This window comes from Flavobacterium hydrophilum, assembly GCF_003202405.1.
Taxonomy (GTDB): domain Bacteria; phylum Bacteroidota; class Bacteroidia; order Flavobacteriales; family Flavobacteriaceae; genus Flavobacterium; species Flavobacterium hydrophilum.
In genome coordinates this window covers 2,109,241-2,126,329 of the sequence record NZ_QJHL01000001.1, presented here as the reverse complement: position 1 = coordinate 2,126,329, position 17,089 = coordinate 2,109,241, and the positions used below count along the sequence as shown (strand labels likewise).

General features: G+C 37.5%; 8 protein-coding genes. All 8 read left to right on the top strand.

The features are described 5' to 3' along the window. Window positions 1-124 precede the first annotated feature (124 nt). The 8 genes from DMB68_RS08200 to DMB68_RS08165 all read left to right on the top strand — a co-directional run bounded on the left by DMB68_RS08200 (window position 125) and on the right by DMB68_RS08165 (window position 17,088). Window positions 125-2,917, top strand: a complete 2,793-nt coding sequence (locus tag DMB68_RS08200) for a sugar-binding domain-containing protein (protein WP_231131611.1) — start codon at window positions 125-127, stop codon at window positions 2,915-2,917. Between the two features lie 655 nt (window positions 2,918-3,572). Next, window positions 3,573-4,970 carry a hypothetical protein gene (locus DMB68_RS08195; RefSeq protein ID WP_110346116.1) on the top strand — a complete coding sequence of 466 codons (1,398 nt, stop codon included), beginning with the start codon at window positions 3,573-3,575 and terminating at the stop codon, window positions 4,968-4,970. Between the two features lie 45 nt (window positions 4,971-5,015). Further along, window positions 5,016-8,048 (top strand): SusC/RagA family TonB-linked outer membrane protein, encoded by a 3,033-nt coding sequence (locus DMB68_RS08190; protein WP_110346115.1) that lies wholly within the window; start codon window positions 5,016-5,018, stop codon window positions 8,046-8,048. 12 nt (window positions 8,049-8,060) lie between these two features. Continuing rightward, on the top strand, window positions 8,061-9,662 hold the full coding sequence (locus DMB68_RS08185) for a RagB/SusD family nutrient uptake outer membrane protein (protein ID WP_110346114.1): 1,602 nt from the start codon (window positions 8,061-8,063) through the stop codon (window positions 9,660-9,662). A gap of 1 nt (window position 9,663) precedes the next feature. Further along, window positions 9,664-11,301: a glycoside hydrolase gene (locus tag DMB68_RS08180; protein WP_110346113.1), complete on the top strand. Its 1,638-nt coding sequence runs from the start codon at window positions 9,664-9,666 to the stop codon at window positions 11,299-11,301. A gap of 198 nt (window positions 11,302-11,499) precedes the next feature. Further along, entirely contained in the window at window positions 11,500-13,086 is a 1,587-nt protein-coding gene (locus DMB68_RS08175; protein WP_110346112.1) for a glycoside hydrolase, read from the top strand. An 83-nt stretch (window positions 13,087-13,169) separates the two neighbouring features. Beyond that, on the top strand, window positions 13,170-15,590 hold the full coding sequence (locus tag DMB68_RS08170) for a sugar-binding domain-containing protein (RefSeq protein ID WP_110346111.1): 2,421 nt from the start codon (window positions 13,170-13,172) through the stop codon (window positions 15,588-15,590). 130 nt (window positions 15,591-15,720) lie between these two features. Beyond that, entirely contained in the window at window positions 15,721-17,088 is a 1,368-nt protein-coding gene (locus DMB68_RS08165) for a glycoside hydrolase family 27 protein (protein ID WP_110346110.1), read from the top strand. Window position 17,089: the final 1 nt, after the last annotated feature.

The window sequence follows — 17,089 nt, the reverse complement described above, 5'->3', positions numbered from 1 at the left end:
GCTATATGTTTTTGAATGAGTGAAACGCCTTTTTTAAGTTTCCAAATCTATGATTCCAGCCTGCACTGAGAGGAGTCGAAGTGTGTTAAAATCGACAAATTATTTAATTAGTAAAATTTAAGAGATGAAAATCAAACATATCATAACGTCTGTTCTGCTTCTGCTTTTTCTGTCTTCATGGGATTCGAGAGAAAAAACAGTTATGGATATTGCCGGAGAATGGACAGTACAGCTCGACAGCACCGATGTTGGACAAAAAAATGGCTGGCAGAATATGAGTTTTAAACAGCTGATAAAATTGCCCGGAACTACAGATGATGCCGGCCTTGGAATTCCGAACAAGCTAAAACCGGGTTTAGAAAAACTCCAGATGAGTCATTTAACCCGTAAAAGCAGTTATTTGGGAGCAGCCTGGTACACGCGTGGAATCTCAGTGCCAAAAAACTGGAAGAAGAAAGAATTTATACTAAAACTGGAACGCGTAATCTGGAAAACCAATGTATGGATTGACGGTAAAGAAGTTCTTGGCGAACAAAGCAGCCTGATTGCTCCGCATTATTTTGACCTTACAAAATATCTTACTGCCGGCAAAACACATCGTATAACGATTCGTGTAGACAACCGCAAACTGTTTGATATCAGTGTTGATAATATGGCGCATGCTTATACCAATCAAACTCAGATTATGTGGAACGGTATTATTGGCAAAATGGAAATCGAAGCGTTTGATGCTGTCCGAATTGTGAATCTTCAGGTAAAACCGGAGATAAATACTGGAATTGCAAAAGTAAAAGTGGTTCTTAAAAACAGTACAAAAAACTCAAAAGGAATTTTAAGTATAACGGCAGTAAATAAAAAGACTAAGATTTCGGCAGAAACGCTTCAAAAGGAAATTCAGATAAAATTTGGAGAATCAATTGTTGAGGCAGATTATAATCTGGGCAAAGATATAAAGCTGTGGAGTGAATTTTCTCCTGAGTTATATGAATTGAAAGCCGAATTAAAAACCGGGAAAAACAATTCGAATGCTTCCGTTGATTTTGGAATGCGGAGTTTTTCCAAAAAAGGTTCTGTACTCACGATTAATGACCAGCCCGTATTTTTAAGAGGAACTTTAGAGTGCAATATCTTTCCGCTTACCGGGCATCCGCCAATGGATAAAGAAGGGTGGAGAAAAGTTTTCGGAACAGCAAGAGAATGGGGATTAAATCACCTTCGTTTTCACTCCTGGTGTCCGCCTCAGGCAGCGTTTGAAGTCGCTGACGAAATGGGCTTTTACGTTCAGGTTGAATTGCCGGTTTGGGTTTTAAAAATTGGTCAGGATCAAAAAACAACTGATTTTTTATATGCCGAAGCACAACGCATGATTGATGAATATGGAAATCATCCGTCTTTCTGTATGTGGTCGATGGGGAATGAACTGCAGGGTGATATGACTATTTTGACAAAATTGATGAACAGCTTAAGAGCCAAAGATGACAGACATCTCTATACGACAACTTCGTTCACTTTCGAAAAAGGGCATGGTGACTGGCCGGAACCTGAAGATGATTTCTTTATCACACAATGGACAAAGAAAGGCTGGGTTCGCGGACAAGGGGTATTTAACAGTGAATCTCCAACTTTCAACAAAGATTATGTTGCTTCGGTTGAAGGAATGACGGTTCCTTTGGTGACGCACGAAATTGGCCAGTATGCCGTTTATCCAAAAATTGATGAAATTTCGAAATATACAGGAGTTTTAGAACCTATCAATTTTAAATCGGTTAAAGAAGATCTGGAACACAAAGGATTAATAAACAAAGCAGCTGATTATACAAAAGCTTCAGGTAAACTGGCTGTAATCCTTTATAAAGAAGAAATTGAAAGAGCGTTAAAAACAGCTGGAATTAGTGGTTTTCAATTATTGGATTTACATGATTTTCCGGGACAGGGAACGGCTTTAGTTGGACTTTTGGATGCTTTCTGGGATAGTAAAGGGTTGATTACGGCTGAAGAATTTAGGCAGTTTTCAGCTCCGGTTGTACCGCTTCTGCGTTTTCCTAAAGCGACTTATACAAACGATGAATCTTTCACGGCTTCTTTGGATATCAGTAATTTTTCGGATGCAGCTTTAAAAGATCAGGAAATTGTATGGAGTATTAACGACGGAAAAACGGTAATAACTTCGGGAAGTACGAAGACAGCAGTATCAATTGGATACAATCATAAAATTTTCGATATAAATGAAAGCCTTCAGAAAATCACAAAGGCAACTCAATTGACAGTAAAAGTAAATCTGAAAGGAACGAATTATAAAAACCAATGGCATATCTGGGTGTATCCGCAAAAACAAACCATTGATTATGGGCAGGTTGTTTATACAAGAAACCTGGATGAAGCATATAGATTGCTTAATGTTGGCAAAAAAGTATTATTAAATCCAGAATGGAAAAAGATCAGGGGTATCGAAGGTAAATTTGTACCTGTATTCTGGAGCCCGGTTCATTTTCCTAAACAGGCTGGAACGATGGGAGTGCTTTGTAATCCATCGCATAAAGCTTTAGCTGATTTCCCGACAGATATGCATACGAACTGGCAATGGTGGGATTTAAATGTAAACTCCACAACGCTTATCATGGATGGAATAGAAGGCGGAAATCCGATTGTAGAAATGGTTGACAATTTTGCAAACAACCGCCGATTAGCCTCCCTTTTTGAAGGAAGTATAAAATCCGGAAAACTAATCATTGCATCTTTTGATTTAGCAACAGATTTAGAAAAACGTCCAGTCGCAAAACAAATGCTGGTTTCTATATTAAAGTATATGAACAACGACTCCTTTAATCCTGAAGCAATAAAGAATCCTGAAATTTTGAAAGCTATTCTTGCAAGCCAAAAAGAAAAGAGTAAAGAAGGAGCGACAAGCATCTATTAATAAAAAAGTAAAAGACAAATCAGACTATTTCAAACACTTGTTTTTGAGTTTGATTTGTTTTCAGATTGATCAAATTGCTAAAAAGCATTAATTCATCATTATTAAATTGAATTGCGTGAGTAACTCAGTAAAAAGTACTTGTAATTGTGTTATGTGTAAAAAAAAGATTCTATTTTTTTGTACTTTATAATTTTTACGTCTAAATAAGCTGTTATTGCGAATTTGACCTCCTTTTTTTTCCATTTTACCCCTTATCAAAAGTCTGAATTACCTATTCCTTTGCAGGTATAGTAGCATTTTAAGTTGTGTTACTGTGTATGTTATAAGTGTTAGTTTTTAAGATAAGTTTTGTCTGTTTAAAGAATTGAGCCTTCTTTAAATACGATGGTAAGAGTGGTTTTTATCCTAATGTACTTATCTACCCGCAGAAAAAAAAACTGCGGGTTTTAAAACAAAAGTTGATACCTGTACAGGGTCTTATAAAATAAAAAGAATAGCTAACTATTAACCAATAACCAAACCAAATAATATGAGAATAATCCATTAGTAAGTTACATTTCTGTTGCCCCAAAACAGAGACGAAAATAACCTGCATCAATAAACAAATACCTTTAAGAATAAAAAAAACAACTAACCTAACCTTAAAATTAAAGAAATGAAAAAAAATGTATTTTTATTTTTTCTCGCTTTTTTTGCCCTTCTGTTTACAGGATGTCAAAATAATGAAGCTGATTTTCCTAGCTCAGACGACCCAACTATTGTGGTTGCGACAGCGGAAATCTATGGTGCACCAACACGTAAATTTGAAATCAAAGCCGCTTTGGCAGATGATTTAGGATTAAAAAGTGTAGAGATCCAAATTCCTGAATTATCACTTGATAAAGTAATAACGTTTGCAACAGATCCTTTGCTTGAAACGTATGACTTAAGTTATTTTTTCGAAGTGCCTGCGGATAGAGGAACCTCAGAATCTTTTAAAATAAAACTAACTATAACAGACGTTTCCGGTAATTCCATTGATAAAGAAATCAACCTGCGTCTCGATGGAGAATTTGCTGCTCCTGCAATAAGTATGATTACCCCAAAAGAAGGAGCTGTTATTTTATTGTCTACCAGTAATTTGATGCCTGTTAACTTTGTGGTTAATGATGACTCGGGAATTGATTATGTTCAGGTTCAGTGTGCTGCTCTTGGTATCGATGATAAAGTTGAGTTAACAGGTGCCCCGCAAACATATACTTTCAACAAAACCTATACTTTGCCGGTAACTGCTGCTGATTATGTTTTAACTATTACAGCGAAAGATAAATTTGCTATTCCAAATACCGGATCGTTAAAAATAAATGTTGTGGCTACAAATGAGTATCCGGCCCTTTATTTATGTGATCAGCCAAAAGGAACTAATCTTACCACCGACGCTGTTGGTGTACCGATGTATTTTCACGAAAAAAGCGGACAGGATTTTGAATTCAAATATTATGCAGATAAAGACAATAAAGAAATTTATTTCTTAGGACAGGAATCTGACTTTGCCCCACACTGTTTTGGATTAAATGCTTCTGGAGAATTAGCAGATGACGTTGCTTCAACACCAATTATTTTACCTACAAAAGGGTATTATGTTATAAAAGTAAATCCAAATACATTAAAATACACCGCTGCAAAATATACACCATCAAGCAAAGTCTGGGCAGATGTTGCCAACGGATTATGGCATGATGACGCAGCATTAAGAAAACCTTTTGTGAGCGTATGCGGAGGAGGAATTCAGGGAGCTGATTGGGATACCTGGACTGCATGGGTTCAAACAGGATTACATTTGGCAAATAATCCAAACAATCCTTATCAATTAGTGGGAGAATATACCTTGACAGGAACCATGGAAGCGACTTTTACAGGTCAATGGTGGAGTCCATCATGGAGACTGATCAAAAACGGTATTGCAACAATGTCACCTGGTGAAAATGGGAATGCTAAATATCCGGCTGCACCGGGAGTTTATAAAGTAATAGTTGATACCGAGTTAGAAAGAGCTTTTATAACAAAAAAATAGTTTGTTATAGTCTTTGTATAACATTAATAAATAAAATAGCTAAATATGAAATTTAAATATATATGGTTTTTTATTGCCTTATTATGCAGTACAGCATCGTTTGCGCAAATAACAATCAAAGGGACTGTAAAGGATAAAGCCAATGTGCCGATTCCGGGAGTTAACATAATTGTTAAAGGAACTTCTAACTCAACAGCATCTGATTTTGACGGAAAGTTTTCGATTTCTGTACCGAATGCAAATGCTCAGATTGAATTTTCTTTCATTGGTTTCACAACTAAATTAGTTGCGGTTGGAGATAAAACAACAATCGATGTAATCATGGAGGAATCCAGTCAGGTTTTGGATGAGATTGTAGTGGTTGGTTATGCTTCTGTTAAAAAGAGTGATGTAACCAGTTCTATTTCTTCAGTAAAAGGAAAAGAACTTCAAACCATGACCGTTGGTAACGTTACTGAGTCTTTGCAGGGAAAAGTTTCCGGGGTTCAGGTTACGGGTCAGGGTGGTCCGGGTGCACAGCCAAGGGTTTTGATCCGTGGTATTTCTACGATAAACCTGAATACAGATCCGCTTTATGTTGTTGACGGTATCCCGATGGGAACCAGTATTAACTTTTTGAGCAACAACGAAATTGAATCGATGGAAGTTTTAAAAGATGCTTCTGCGAGTGCTATTTACGGTTCACGTGCGTCAAATGGAGTTATCCTTATTACTACTAAAAAAGGTAAAGTTGGAAAAACGAGATTCAATTTTGATTTAAGTACAGGGTACCAAATGATGGATAATCCTTACAATATGGCTAATGCCGAAAGTTATGCCACGATTATGAATACGGCTTATAATAATTCGGGTTACTCGGATTATTTGCCAAATCCATCTCAATACAGAGGAAAAACTACCGATTGGTGGGGTGCCGGAATTAAAAAAGCATCTCCTGTAACCAATGCTTCTTTAGGAGTTAGCGGAGGTTCTGATAAACATACTTATGCTATTAGTCTGAATTATTATGATGCAGAATCTATTTACGAAGTTGGAGGCTGGGAAAGAATCACAATGAGAATTGCGAATGATTTTAAATTCTCAGATAAATTCTCAGCAGGAGTTACTTTAAATCCACGTTACGAAAGTTGGGGCGGGCCAGGAAACTGGGCAGATTTTGACAAAATTGATCCTATTACGCCAATTTACAAACCGGCGGATCAATTAACAGGATTAGAAAATGAATATAGCATTTATGCACGTTCTCCTTCGTATGTTTGGAATCCGATTGCTACTGTAAAAAGATATGATGATTATACAGATCAGTATAACTTAAATACAAATGGTTATTTGCAATACGCACCAATCAAAGGTTTGGTAATCCGCACACAGGGATCTGTAGAAGTTGGTGATAAGGTGAGAAGCAGATTTAGACCGGATTTCATAATCGATGCAGCACACGAAAAAGAGGAGATTAATAAGGTTGAAAGATGGAATACTACCAATGTAGATTGGACATGGCAGACTACTGCAACCTACTCCCGAACATTTGCAGAAAAACACAATGCTTCCCTGATGATTGGTAGTACTATGGAAGAATACAATGGTAAAGATCTTTGGGGATATGGAGAAGGTGTGCCTAATAACTCAGATTCTATGAGAGAGTTAAAAGCAGCTACCAAAAATTTTGACAGTGATGGTAATAGTTGGTCCAATTCTTTGATGTCCTATATTTCTCGTTTTTCTTATAATTATGATGGGAAATATTATTTTACAGGTACTTTCAGACGTGATGGTTCCTCTAAGTTTATGGCGAACAACAAATGGGCAAATTTCCCATCAGCCTCTGTTTCATGGAGAATTTTAAACGAAGGATTTATGGAATCTACAAAAGAGCTGTTAAGCGATCTTAGATTTAGAGCCGGTTGGGGTAAAGTAGGTAATCAGGGATTACCGGCTTCAGTTTATCAGTCTAATATTGGACAAGGTTTTTATCCAATCGGAAATGATGTTGTCGACACAACTTTTCCTTCAACAATGGCAAATAAAGATATTAAATGGGAAACTGTTGAAGATATCAGTTTTGGACTTGATTTTGGCTTATGGAAAAACAAACTTTCAGGTTCGTTAGAATATTATCAAAAGAAAACAGAAGATATGCTGTTCAAAAAACAGTTCCCAACATACAGTGGTTTTCCGGGATATTCAACAATCTGGACCAATGTAGGTTCAATGAAATCCAGCGGTATCGATTTATTAATTTCATATAAAGATAAAAAAGGAGATTTCTCTTATGGTGCAGATCTAACTTTTACTACAGTAAATGTTGAAATGCTTTCGTTATCATCAGAAGGAGAAAGACTTTACGGAGCAGGAAACAGAACGTTAACCGTTAAAGGGGATGTACCGGGATACTTTTACGGATATGTAGCGGATGGTTTGTTTCAAAACCAAACAGAACTGAATGCTCATACAGACGAACACGGAACTAAATTACAGCCGTATGCAAAAGAAGGTGATATTCGTTTCAAAGACATAAACGGAGACGGGAAATTAGACGATAAAGACAGAACAAAAATTGGTTCTCCTTGGGCTGATTACAATGTGGGTTTGAATTTAAATTTCGCCTACAAACAATTTGATTTGGTAGCTAATTTTTATTCAAGCATTGGAAATGATATCGTAAACGAAAACATTAAAGATTTATACAATGGTACAAGCTTAACAAACAAAGTAAGCGGATTAGATCAAATGGCATGGCACGGAGAAGGAACTTCTAATTATGTTCCTCGTTTGTCTAAAGACGATAATAATGAAAACTTTACCAAATTTTCTTCTTTTTTAGTAGAAGACGGTTCGTTTGTACGTATGAAGAACATTCAGCTCGGATTTACATTCCAGAATAAATTTGGATTAGATAAGTTAAGAATATCATTATCAGGTCAAAATCTATGGACATGGACAAATTATACAGGTGTTGATCCTGAAGTTGCAGGAGGAGACCCTGAGAAAGATGACAGAGTTAAAGGATCAGGTTTTGGAGGATGGAACTATCCGGTTCAGCCAACAATTTTGATGGGGCTTAATGTAGCATTTTAATAATAGAAAGACATGAAAAAAATAATTTTATCGATACTAGCTTTTTCAATGTTTGCAGTTTCCTGTGAGGATTTTATTGAAAAAGAAGAAAGAGGAACTCAAACCTTAGAGAACTACTTTCAAACAGCTCAGGAATGTGAGAACTATGTAAACGAATTGACAAGAAGATTGCTGATTCCTAACGACTGGTACACTTTATTGGCTCCAAGATTAGTAAATGAAGCCTCAACAGACGATGCCTGGATGGGAAATACCGGTCAGGACAATGGTGCTTTCAGACCTGCTGCACAATATATAATTACTCCGGATAATATGGGGGCTATGAATAGCATTTACACAGCTCATTATTTTACCATTCAATCAGCAAACATTGGTTTAGAAAGAATGGTGCTGTCGCCTATCAGCGATTCCCAAAAAAATCAATACATGGGAGAATCATTGTTTGTTCGTGCGTATTGTTATTACGAATTGGTTAATCTTTTTGGAGATGTTCCGTTATATACCAAATCGCTTGGAACCGGTGATTTAAAACTACAGCGCAGTCCTGTGGCAGAGGTATATGCACAAATTGAAACCGATCTTAAAGATGCTGCTGCAAAATTGGAAACCATTCCGGTAAACAGAAGCGGAAGAGTCAACAAATGGGCTGCTTATGCTCTATTGGCACGAGTATCTTTATTTCAGGAAAAATGGGCAGATGCAAAATTGTATTCTAACAAGGTAATTACAGAAGGACCTTATTCACTGGAAGAGGATTTTCTGAATATTTGGAATGTAAACAATCATAACGGTAAAGAGTCTATTTTAGAAGCACAAACTTCATCAGTTCAGAATAGGGATTTGGGATCTATGCTGGCAACTTTTTCAGGAGCGAGAGGTGAAGACAAGAAAAACTTCCCAAGTAATGATGCCCAGGATGTTATTGACGGATGGGGATGGTGTATGCCAACCAGCGATTTGGAAAATGCTTATCTTTCTGAAAATGATGTTATCCGTCGCAGAAGTACCATTACGAAATGGGGAGAAGCTGCTTATGGTGATGAGGTTTTAAATCCAACGCATAAATTCAGTTTAAATGATAATAAATCAGGACGCATCTGTCGTAAATATTATATTCCGATAGCTACACGTCGTGCTTTGGATAAAAAAGACGGACACTTGCCATTGAATGTTCCGTTGATTCGTCTGGCCGAAATGTACCTGACAAGAGCAGAAGCAAGCTATCACACAAGCGGAGATGCTTTGGCAGATATCAATATCATCAGGGATCGTGTTGATTTAGATCCTAAAACAGGAATTTCCGGCCCAACACTTTTAAAACAAATTTATAAAGAGCGTCGTTTAGAACTGGCTTTTGAAGGATTACGTTTATTCGATATCCGTCGTGAAAAAGATCCGACTACAGGTAAACGTGTCATTGAAACGTTGATGGGACCAAACGGAACTTTTGTTAAGTACAACTTAAGTTCAACTGATCCTTACGAAACAACAAACACAAGAGAAGCTCAGGATAAAGGAATCAATTTTGATCCTGCTAAACACTTGCTTTGGCCAATACCACAAATAGAAAGAGATTTAAGTGGAGGTGTAATTACTCAAAACCCTAATTATTAAGATGACATTATATAAAAATAATAAAGTAAGTCTGCTGTGTGCAGGCTTACTTTTCGCCAGCTCTTTTTTAGTAAGCTGTGATTCTGATAAAAACGAAAATTCTGATTCTGATTCTGCTGTTGCAGAATTAAAAGTGAATCTGGATGCCAATCTTCAGACTATGGAAAGCTTTGGTGCTTCAGATGCATGGCAGTGTAATTTTATTGGAAAAAACTGGCCTTCGGATAAAAAAAATAAAATGGCCGATTTGCTTTTCAGTAAAGAATTTGATGCTGAAGGAAATCCAAAAGGTATCGGTTTGTCATTATGGCGTTTTAATCTGGGTGCAGGAAGTGCGGAACAGGGCGATGCCAGCGATATTGGTGACGAGTGGAGACGTTCGGAATGTTTTACTACAGACGGAATTAATTATGATATGACCAAACAAGCGGGTCAGGTTTGGTTCATGAAAGCAGCAAGAGAACGTGGAGTAGATAAATTGTTAGCGTTTTCAAACAGTGCCCCGGTTTATTTAACGCAAAACGGAAAAGCGCACGCAAGTATCAAGGAATATTACAACCTGAAAGAAGGAAAAATGCCGGAACTGGCTGATTTCTGGGTAACCTCTTTAGATAAATTAAAATCAGTACATGGATTGACAATCGATTATGTGAGTCCGTTTAACGAACCGCAATACGAATGGGACGGTTCCGGTCAGGAAGGTTCTCCGGCTACAAACGCCAATATTTACAGTTTTGTGAATGTTTTATCGCCAAAATTGCAATCAAAAGGATTGAATTCTCAGATTGTAGTAGGAGAAGGAGGATCGTATGAACCTTTGTATAAAACTATTTCTGGAAAAGAAAACAGATCGAACCAGATCGATTATTTCTTTGCTTCCAATTCATCTAAAAATATTGCAGGTTTAAGCAACGTTAAGAAAACTATTTCGGCACACAGTTACTGGCAGGCTTGGCCTTTAAGAGAACTTGTAAATTCAAGAGAATTGGCTGCTGCAAGAGCACAATCTATTGGAGGGTTGAGTCTTTGGTCTACAGAATATTGCGTTTTGGAAAGCCCTGGAACAGCAGAACTTCCGGGTGGTGCAGGTCCTGGAAGAGATTTAGGAATTTCTTTGGCTCTTTGGACAGCCCGTATCATCAGTACCGATATCGCAGTTGGAGGTGTGACTTCATGGCAATGGTGGACAGCGATTAGCCGTGGTGATTACAAAGACGGACTAATTCACGTAGACAACGGTTCAAGTAATGGTGCAGGAGATGCAAACTATTGCAAGAATGACGGATTTATCAGGGATTCCAAAACACTTTGGGCTTTAGGAAACTTTTCTTTCTTCGTAAAACCAGGAATGGTAAGAGTTCAGGTTCCGAGTGTTGATAGTGCAAAAGCCGTAAACGATGTTATGGTAACCGCTTACAAAGATGTTGCATCTAAAAAACTGGTAATTGTTGCAGTTAACATTAGCAAAGCGGCAAAAACATACAAATTTAACCTTACAGGAGGTGCTTTGGTTGATAATAAATTGACACCTTACACAACTTCTGAAACATTAAGTTTGAAAAAAGGAACAGCTGTTGATGCTACGAATTTAGAAATTTCTGCAAGATCCGTTGTGACTTATGTAGGGACTTATAAGTAAAGAGATTCTAAGGTTCTGAGATGCTAAGTTGTTAAGGTTTTCAACAGAATCTTGTCATCCCGACGGAGGAGGGATCTTCGCAAGTAGCTCCACAAAGATTGGACTTGTAATACGGAGTTACTTGCGAAGATTCCTCGTTCCTCGGAATGACAAACCAGACGATAACAAAAATTACGTCAATTAGAAAACAAAGAATAAATGAGAAAAGTTTATATCTCGCTTTTATTGGTAATGAGTTCGCTGTCGCATGGGCAGCGAACCATAACCATTAGCACAGATAATGTAGTCCAGACGATGGACGGTTTTGGAGGATCGGATGCATGGAGAACACAATTTGTGGGTAAAAACTGGTCTGACCAGAAAAAAAATGCCATTGCAGATCTTTTATTTAGCAAAGAAATTGATGGACAGGGAAATCCAAAAGGAATCGGACTTTCAATCTGGCGCTTTAATCTCGGAGCAGGAAGTACAGAACAAGGCGAAAACAGTAAGGTTTCTGACGAATGGAGAAGAAGCGAATGTTTTTTGAATGCTGATGGAACCTATGATTTTTCGAAACAGGAAGGGCAGAGATGGTTTTTGCAGGCAGCCAAAAAAAGAGGTGTCGAGAAATTTCTGATTTTCACCAACAGTCCGCCGGTTCACATGACGAATAACGGATTATCTTTTTCTTCACAAAAGAATAAACTGAATCTAAAAGATGGTGCAATTCCAAAATTTGCCGATTTTTTAGTTCAAAGTATTCAGGGACTGGAGAAAAAAGAAGGAATTAAATTCGATTATGTGAGTCCATTAAACGAACCGCAATGGGAATGGATGGCTAATAATGGCGACAAAAACAGTCAGGAAGGAACTCCGGCAACGAATCAGGAAATTTATGAGGTCACCAAAACACTTTCTGAGAAGCTCAAAGCTAAAAAAATGAGTACAGAAATTGTAGTTGCCGAAGCCGCACAAATCAATTATTTGTATGAAAACGTCAATGGCGAAAACCGGGACAACCAAATCGATTATTTCTTCGGAAAAACAAAAACAAACATTTCTAAACTTTCAAATGTTAAAAATGTTATTTTAGGCCACAGTTATTTTACAACCTGGCCTGTTGAGAAACAGGTTTTAAGCAGAAAATTAATTGCTGCAGAAGTAAAACAGAAACCGGGATTAAAATATTGGCAGTCTGAGTACTGTATTTTGGAAAATCCGGGAGAAGCTGAAATTCCGGGCGGTTCAGGTGGAGGAAGAGATTTGGGAATGCAGACGGCTTTGTTCGTAGCGAGATTAATTCATAATGATATTGCGGTTGCAAATGCAGCTTCATGGCAATGGTGGACGTCTATCACACGTGCTGATTACAAAGACGGTCTGATTTATCTGGATGATGGAAAAAGTAATGGATCAACTGAACCGGATTATGTTCGAAACGATGGAGAGTTCCGTGATTCAAAACTGCTTTGGGCTTTAGGGAATTATTCACTTTTTGTACGACCGGGAATGTATAGAATTGATGTTCCAAACCAAAATGAACTGGATGCGGCAAATGATGTTATGCTGACAGCTTACAAAGACGTTCAGAACAAAAAGCTGATTGTAGTAGCTGTAAATTGCGGAAAATCAGCTCAGCAATACAAGTTCGATTTGTCAAAAGGAACTGTGAAAAATAATGAATTTACGCCTTACACAACTTCTGAAACTTCTGATTTAAAAAGAGGAACGGTTCAGAAAGCTGATAATCTGGAAATTCCGGCAAAATCAGTAGTAACGTTTGTTGGAGAATTACAATATTAAAAAAAAATAAGTTTAAAGTTTCAGGTTTCACGTTTGAGCCAAAACTTGAAACTTGAAACCTGAAATAAAAATCAATTAAGAACATGTTTACAAAAAAGATCTTATTACCTGTTTTACTCTTCTCGTGTCTGTCAGCGACCAGCCAGATTTCGTTTGGAGATTCTAAAAAAATTAATGACAACTGGAAGTTCAATTTACAGGAAACTCCGGATGCAAAAAACACCATTTTTGACGACAGTAAATGGCAAAAGATAAATGTACCTCACGACTGGAGTGTAAAAGGGCAGCTGAGTCCAACACTGGCAAGCTGTACCGGTTATTTGCCGGGCGGAATTGCCTGGTACAGAAAGTCAATCAATATTCCGCAAAGCAAATCGGGTGAAAAAGTGTATTTGTATTTTGAAGGGGTTTACAACCGAAGTGAAGTTTTTATCAACGGTCATTCTTTAGGGAAACGTCCAAACGGTTATATTTCTTTTGCTTATGATGCTACTCAGTTTGTAAAATACGGAGGAGAAAACACCATTTCGGTTCGTGTAGACCACAGTCAGAGTGCCGATTCAAGATGGTACACCGGTTCGGGGATTTACAGAAATGTCTGGGTAGTATATGCAAATCCGGTTCACATCGCACAGTGGGGGGTGTACGCTTATCCGGAAATGAATAAAGGAAACGGAACTTTGAATGTTGAGGTTGAGGTTGAAAACGGTTCTAAGGCAAAATCGAGTCTTACTGTAATTAATGAATTGATTTCGAAAGACGGAAAATCTGTTGCTAAATCTTCTTCTAAAGTTGATGTGGCAGCAAATCAGAACGGAAAAATTTCGACTAAATTAAATATCAAAAATCCACAATTATGGGATTTGGAGAATCCCAATTTATATCAGCTTAAAACAACCGTCTTAAAAGACGGAAAACAAATCGATGAAACGGTTACCAAAACAGGTTTTAGAAAATTTACTTTCGATCCAAATAATGGTTTTGCATTAAATGATAAATGGATGAAAATGAAAGGGGTTTGTCTGCATCATGATGCGGGAGTGCTGGGTTCAGCTGTTCCTCGAGAAGTTTGGAAAACCAGATTGCAAACGCTGAAGGAAATTGGTGTAAATGCAATTCGTACGAGCCATAATCCACAAGCTCCTGATTTTTATGAGCTTTGCGACGAATTAGGATTATTGGTATTGAATGAAGCGTATGACGAATGGGAATTTCCAAAACGTAAATGGCTGGAAGGCTGGAATTATGGAACTCCGGGATTCGAAGGTACATTTGATATTTTCGCGGACTGGGCAGAAAAAGACTTAGAAGATTTCGTACGCCGTGACAGAAATCACCTTTCTGTATTCGGCTGGAGTATTGGTAACGAAGTTGATTATCCAAACGATCCGTATTCGCATCCGGTTTTGGATAAAGGAAAAGATGGTTTTGGACAAGCAAATTACGGAGGTTACAAAAAAGATGCTCCGGATGCCATGCGCTTGGGAGCGATTGCAAAACGTCTGGTAGCTGCCGTTAAAAAATACGATAAATCTCGTCCTACAACTGCTGGATTAGCAGGAGTTGCAATGTCTAATGAAACAGAATATCCGGGAGCTTTAGATATTACCGGATACAATTATACCGAAAGTAAATACCAATCGGATCACGAAAAATATCCAAACAGAGTGATTTTCGGAAGTGAGAATGTGCACGATATGGAACCTTGGTTAGCCGTAAAAAACAACAAACACATTTTCGGGCAGTTTTTATGGACAGGAATCGATTATTTAGGTGAATCAGGAAGATGGCCTTCAAGAGGATTTTACTCCGGATTGGTTGATTTTGCAGGTGTTATCAAACCAAGAGGGTATTTCCGTCAGTCATTATGGTCAGATAAACCAATGGCGTATTTAGGAACATATCCGTTGAAAAATGAAAAAGATATTTCGAAAGATGCCTGGGCAATCTGGAATTACGAAGCAGGTCAAAAAATCCGTGTGGTTTGTTATACCAATGCTGCAAAAGCACGTTTGGAGTTAAATGGAAAAGTAGTAGGAGAAACCAAATTATACGACGAAAAAACCGGAATTATGTATTGGGATATTCCTTTTGCTTCAGGAAAATTAGAAGCGATTGGTTTAGATAAAAATGATAAGGAAGTGAGTCGTTATGCTGTTACATCAACACAACAGCCAGTAGAGTTGACAATTGCTGAAAAAGATATCACGATTAGCAAAGACAAAGGCGTTGCCAAAATTATGGTTCAGGTAAAAGATCAAAACGGATTGCCTGTGATGCTTTCTGATAATGAAGTGACTTGTACCATAACCGGTCCGGGAGTTTTATTAGGCCTTGAAGCCGGAAACAACAGCGACATGACAGATTATACAGATAATGTTCAGCGAGTTTATCACGGACACATTGCTGCATACATCGAAGCAAAAGGAGAAACACAGCCTATTAAAGTTACTTTTACAAGCCAGTGGTTAAAACCGGTTGAAGTAACGGTGAATGTAAAATAATTAGTAAGTTATTTTTTAAATTTCCCCATAAACCTGCTTGCTTTTTGTTAAGTAAGCAGGTTATTTTTTGTAATGATAAAAAGTTTATTATATTTGAAGTGTACTATTAACACTTATTTTTTTTACTGATATGAAAATTAAAAGCATAATTATATTCGGTTTAGGGATTTTTTTAACATCATTTTTTTCAAATGCTCAAAAAGCAGTTTTTAAAGAAGGTGAATTCAAGCAATGGGCGAAAACGCCTCCAATGGGTTGGAACAGCTGGGATTGTTACGGGCCAACCGTAGAAGAACATGAAGTAAAAGCCAATGCTGATTACATGGCAAAAAACCTGAAGAAATTTGGATGGGAATATGTTGTAGTTGATATCAGATGGTTTGTAGAAAATGATAAGGCAGGAGGGTACAACCAAAAAGATCCACGTTACGTAATTGACCAATACGGACGTTATCTTCCGGCTGTAAACCGTTTTCCTTCTGCAAAAGACGGACAGGGCTTTAAACTTTTAGCAGATTATATTCACAAAAAAGGATTGAAATTTGGAATCCATATCATGCGTGGAATTCCTAAAAAAGCGGTTGAAGAAAAAATGCCAATTAAAGGCGCAAACGGTGTTACTGCTAATCAGATTTATACTACAGCCTTACAGTGCGAATGGTTAAAAGATAACTATACAATTCTGGCAGACAAATCGGGAGCACAGGAATATTATGATTCTATTTTTGAATTGTATGCACAATGGGGTGTAGACTTCATTAAAATTGACGATTTGTCAAGACCGTATCATGAAGGAGAAATCAACTTAATCAGAAATGCAATCGATAAATGCGGACGTAAAATTGTGTTGAGTACTTCACCTGGAGAAACACCAATTTCGGCTGCTGCGCACGTAAAAGAACATGCCAATATGTGGAGAATGGTCGATGACGTTTGGGATACATGGCCTCATATTACGCATTTAATGGATGTGGCTCAAAAATGGTACCCGCATATTGCTCCGGGAACATGGCCGGACTGCGATATGATTCCGTTAGGACGTATTTCGGTTCGAGGAGAACGTGGAGAAGACAGAATGACGCGTTTGACAAAAGACGAACAATATACACTGATTACATTCTTTAATATTTTTAAATCGCCTTTATTCTTTGGCGGGGATTTACCAAGTAATGATGCCTTTACTTTATCATTATTAACGAATAAAGAAGTAGTAAAAATGCACAACGAAAGCACGAATGTAAAACAGCTTTTTCATAAAGACGGAAAAATTGCCGTGACTTCAGAAAATCCTAAAGACGGAAGCGTGTATCTGGCTTTATTCAATATTTCAGATTCGGCAGAAGAAAAGGTATCGGTAAATCTTTCTGATCTTAATATTCCGGGATTTAATGGAGGTATAAATATGTGGACAGGTGAAAATCTGAAAATTTCTTCTAAAGAAATTTCTGCAACATTAAAACCTCACAGTTCTGTGCTTTATAAATTAAAAACCAAATAAT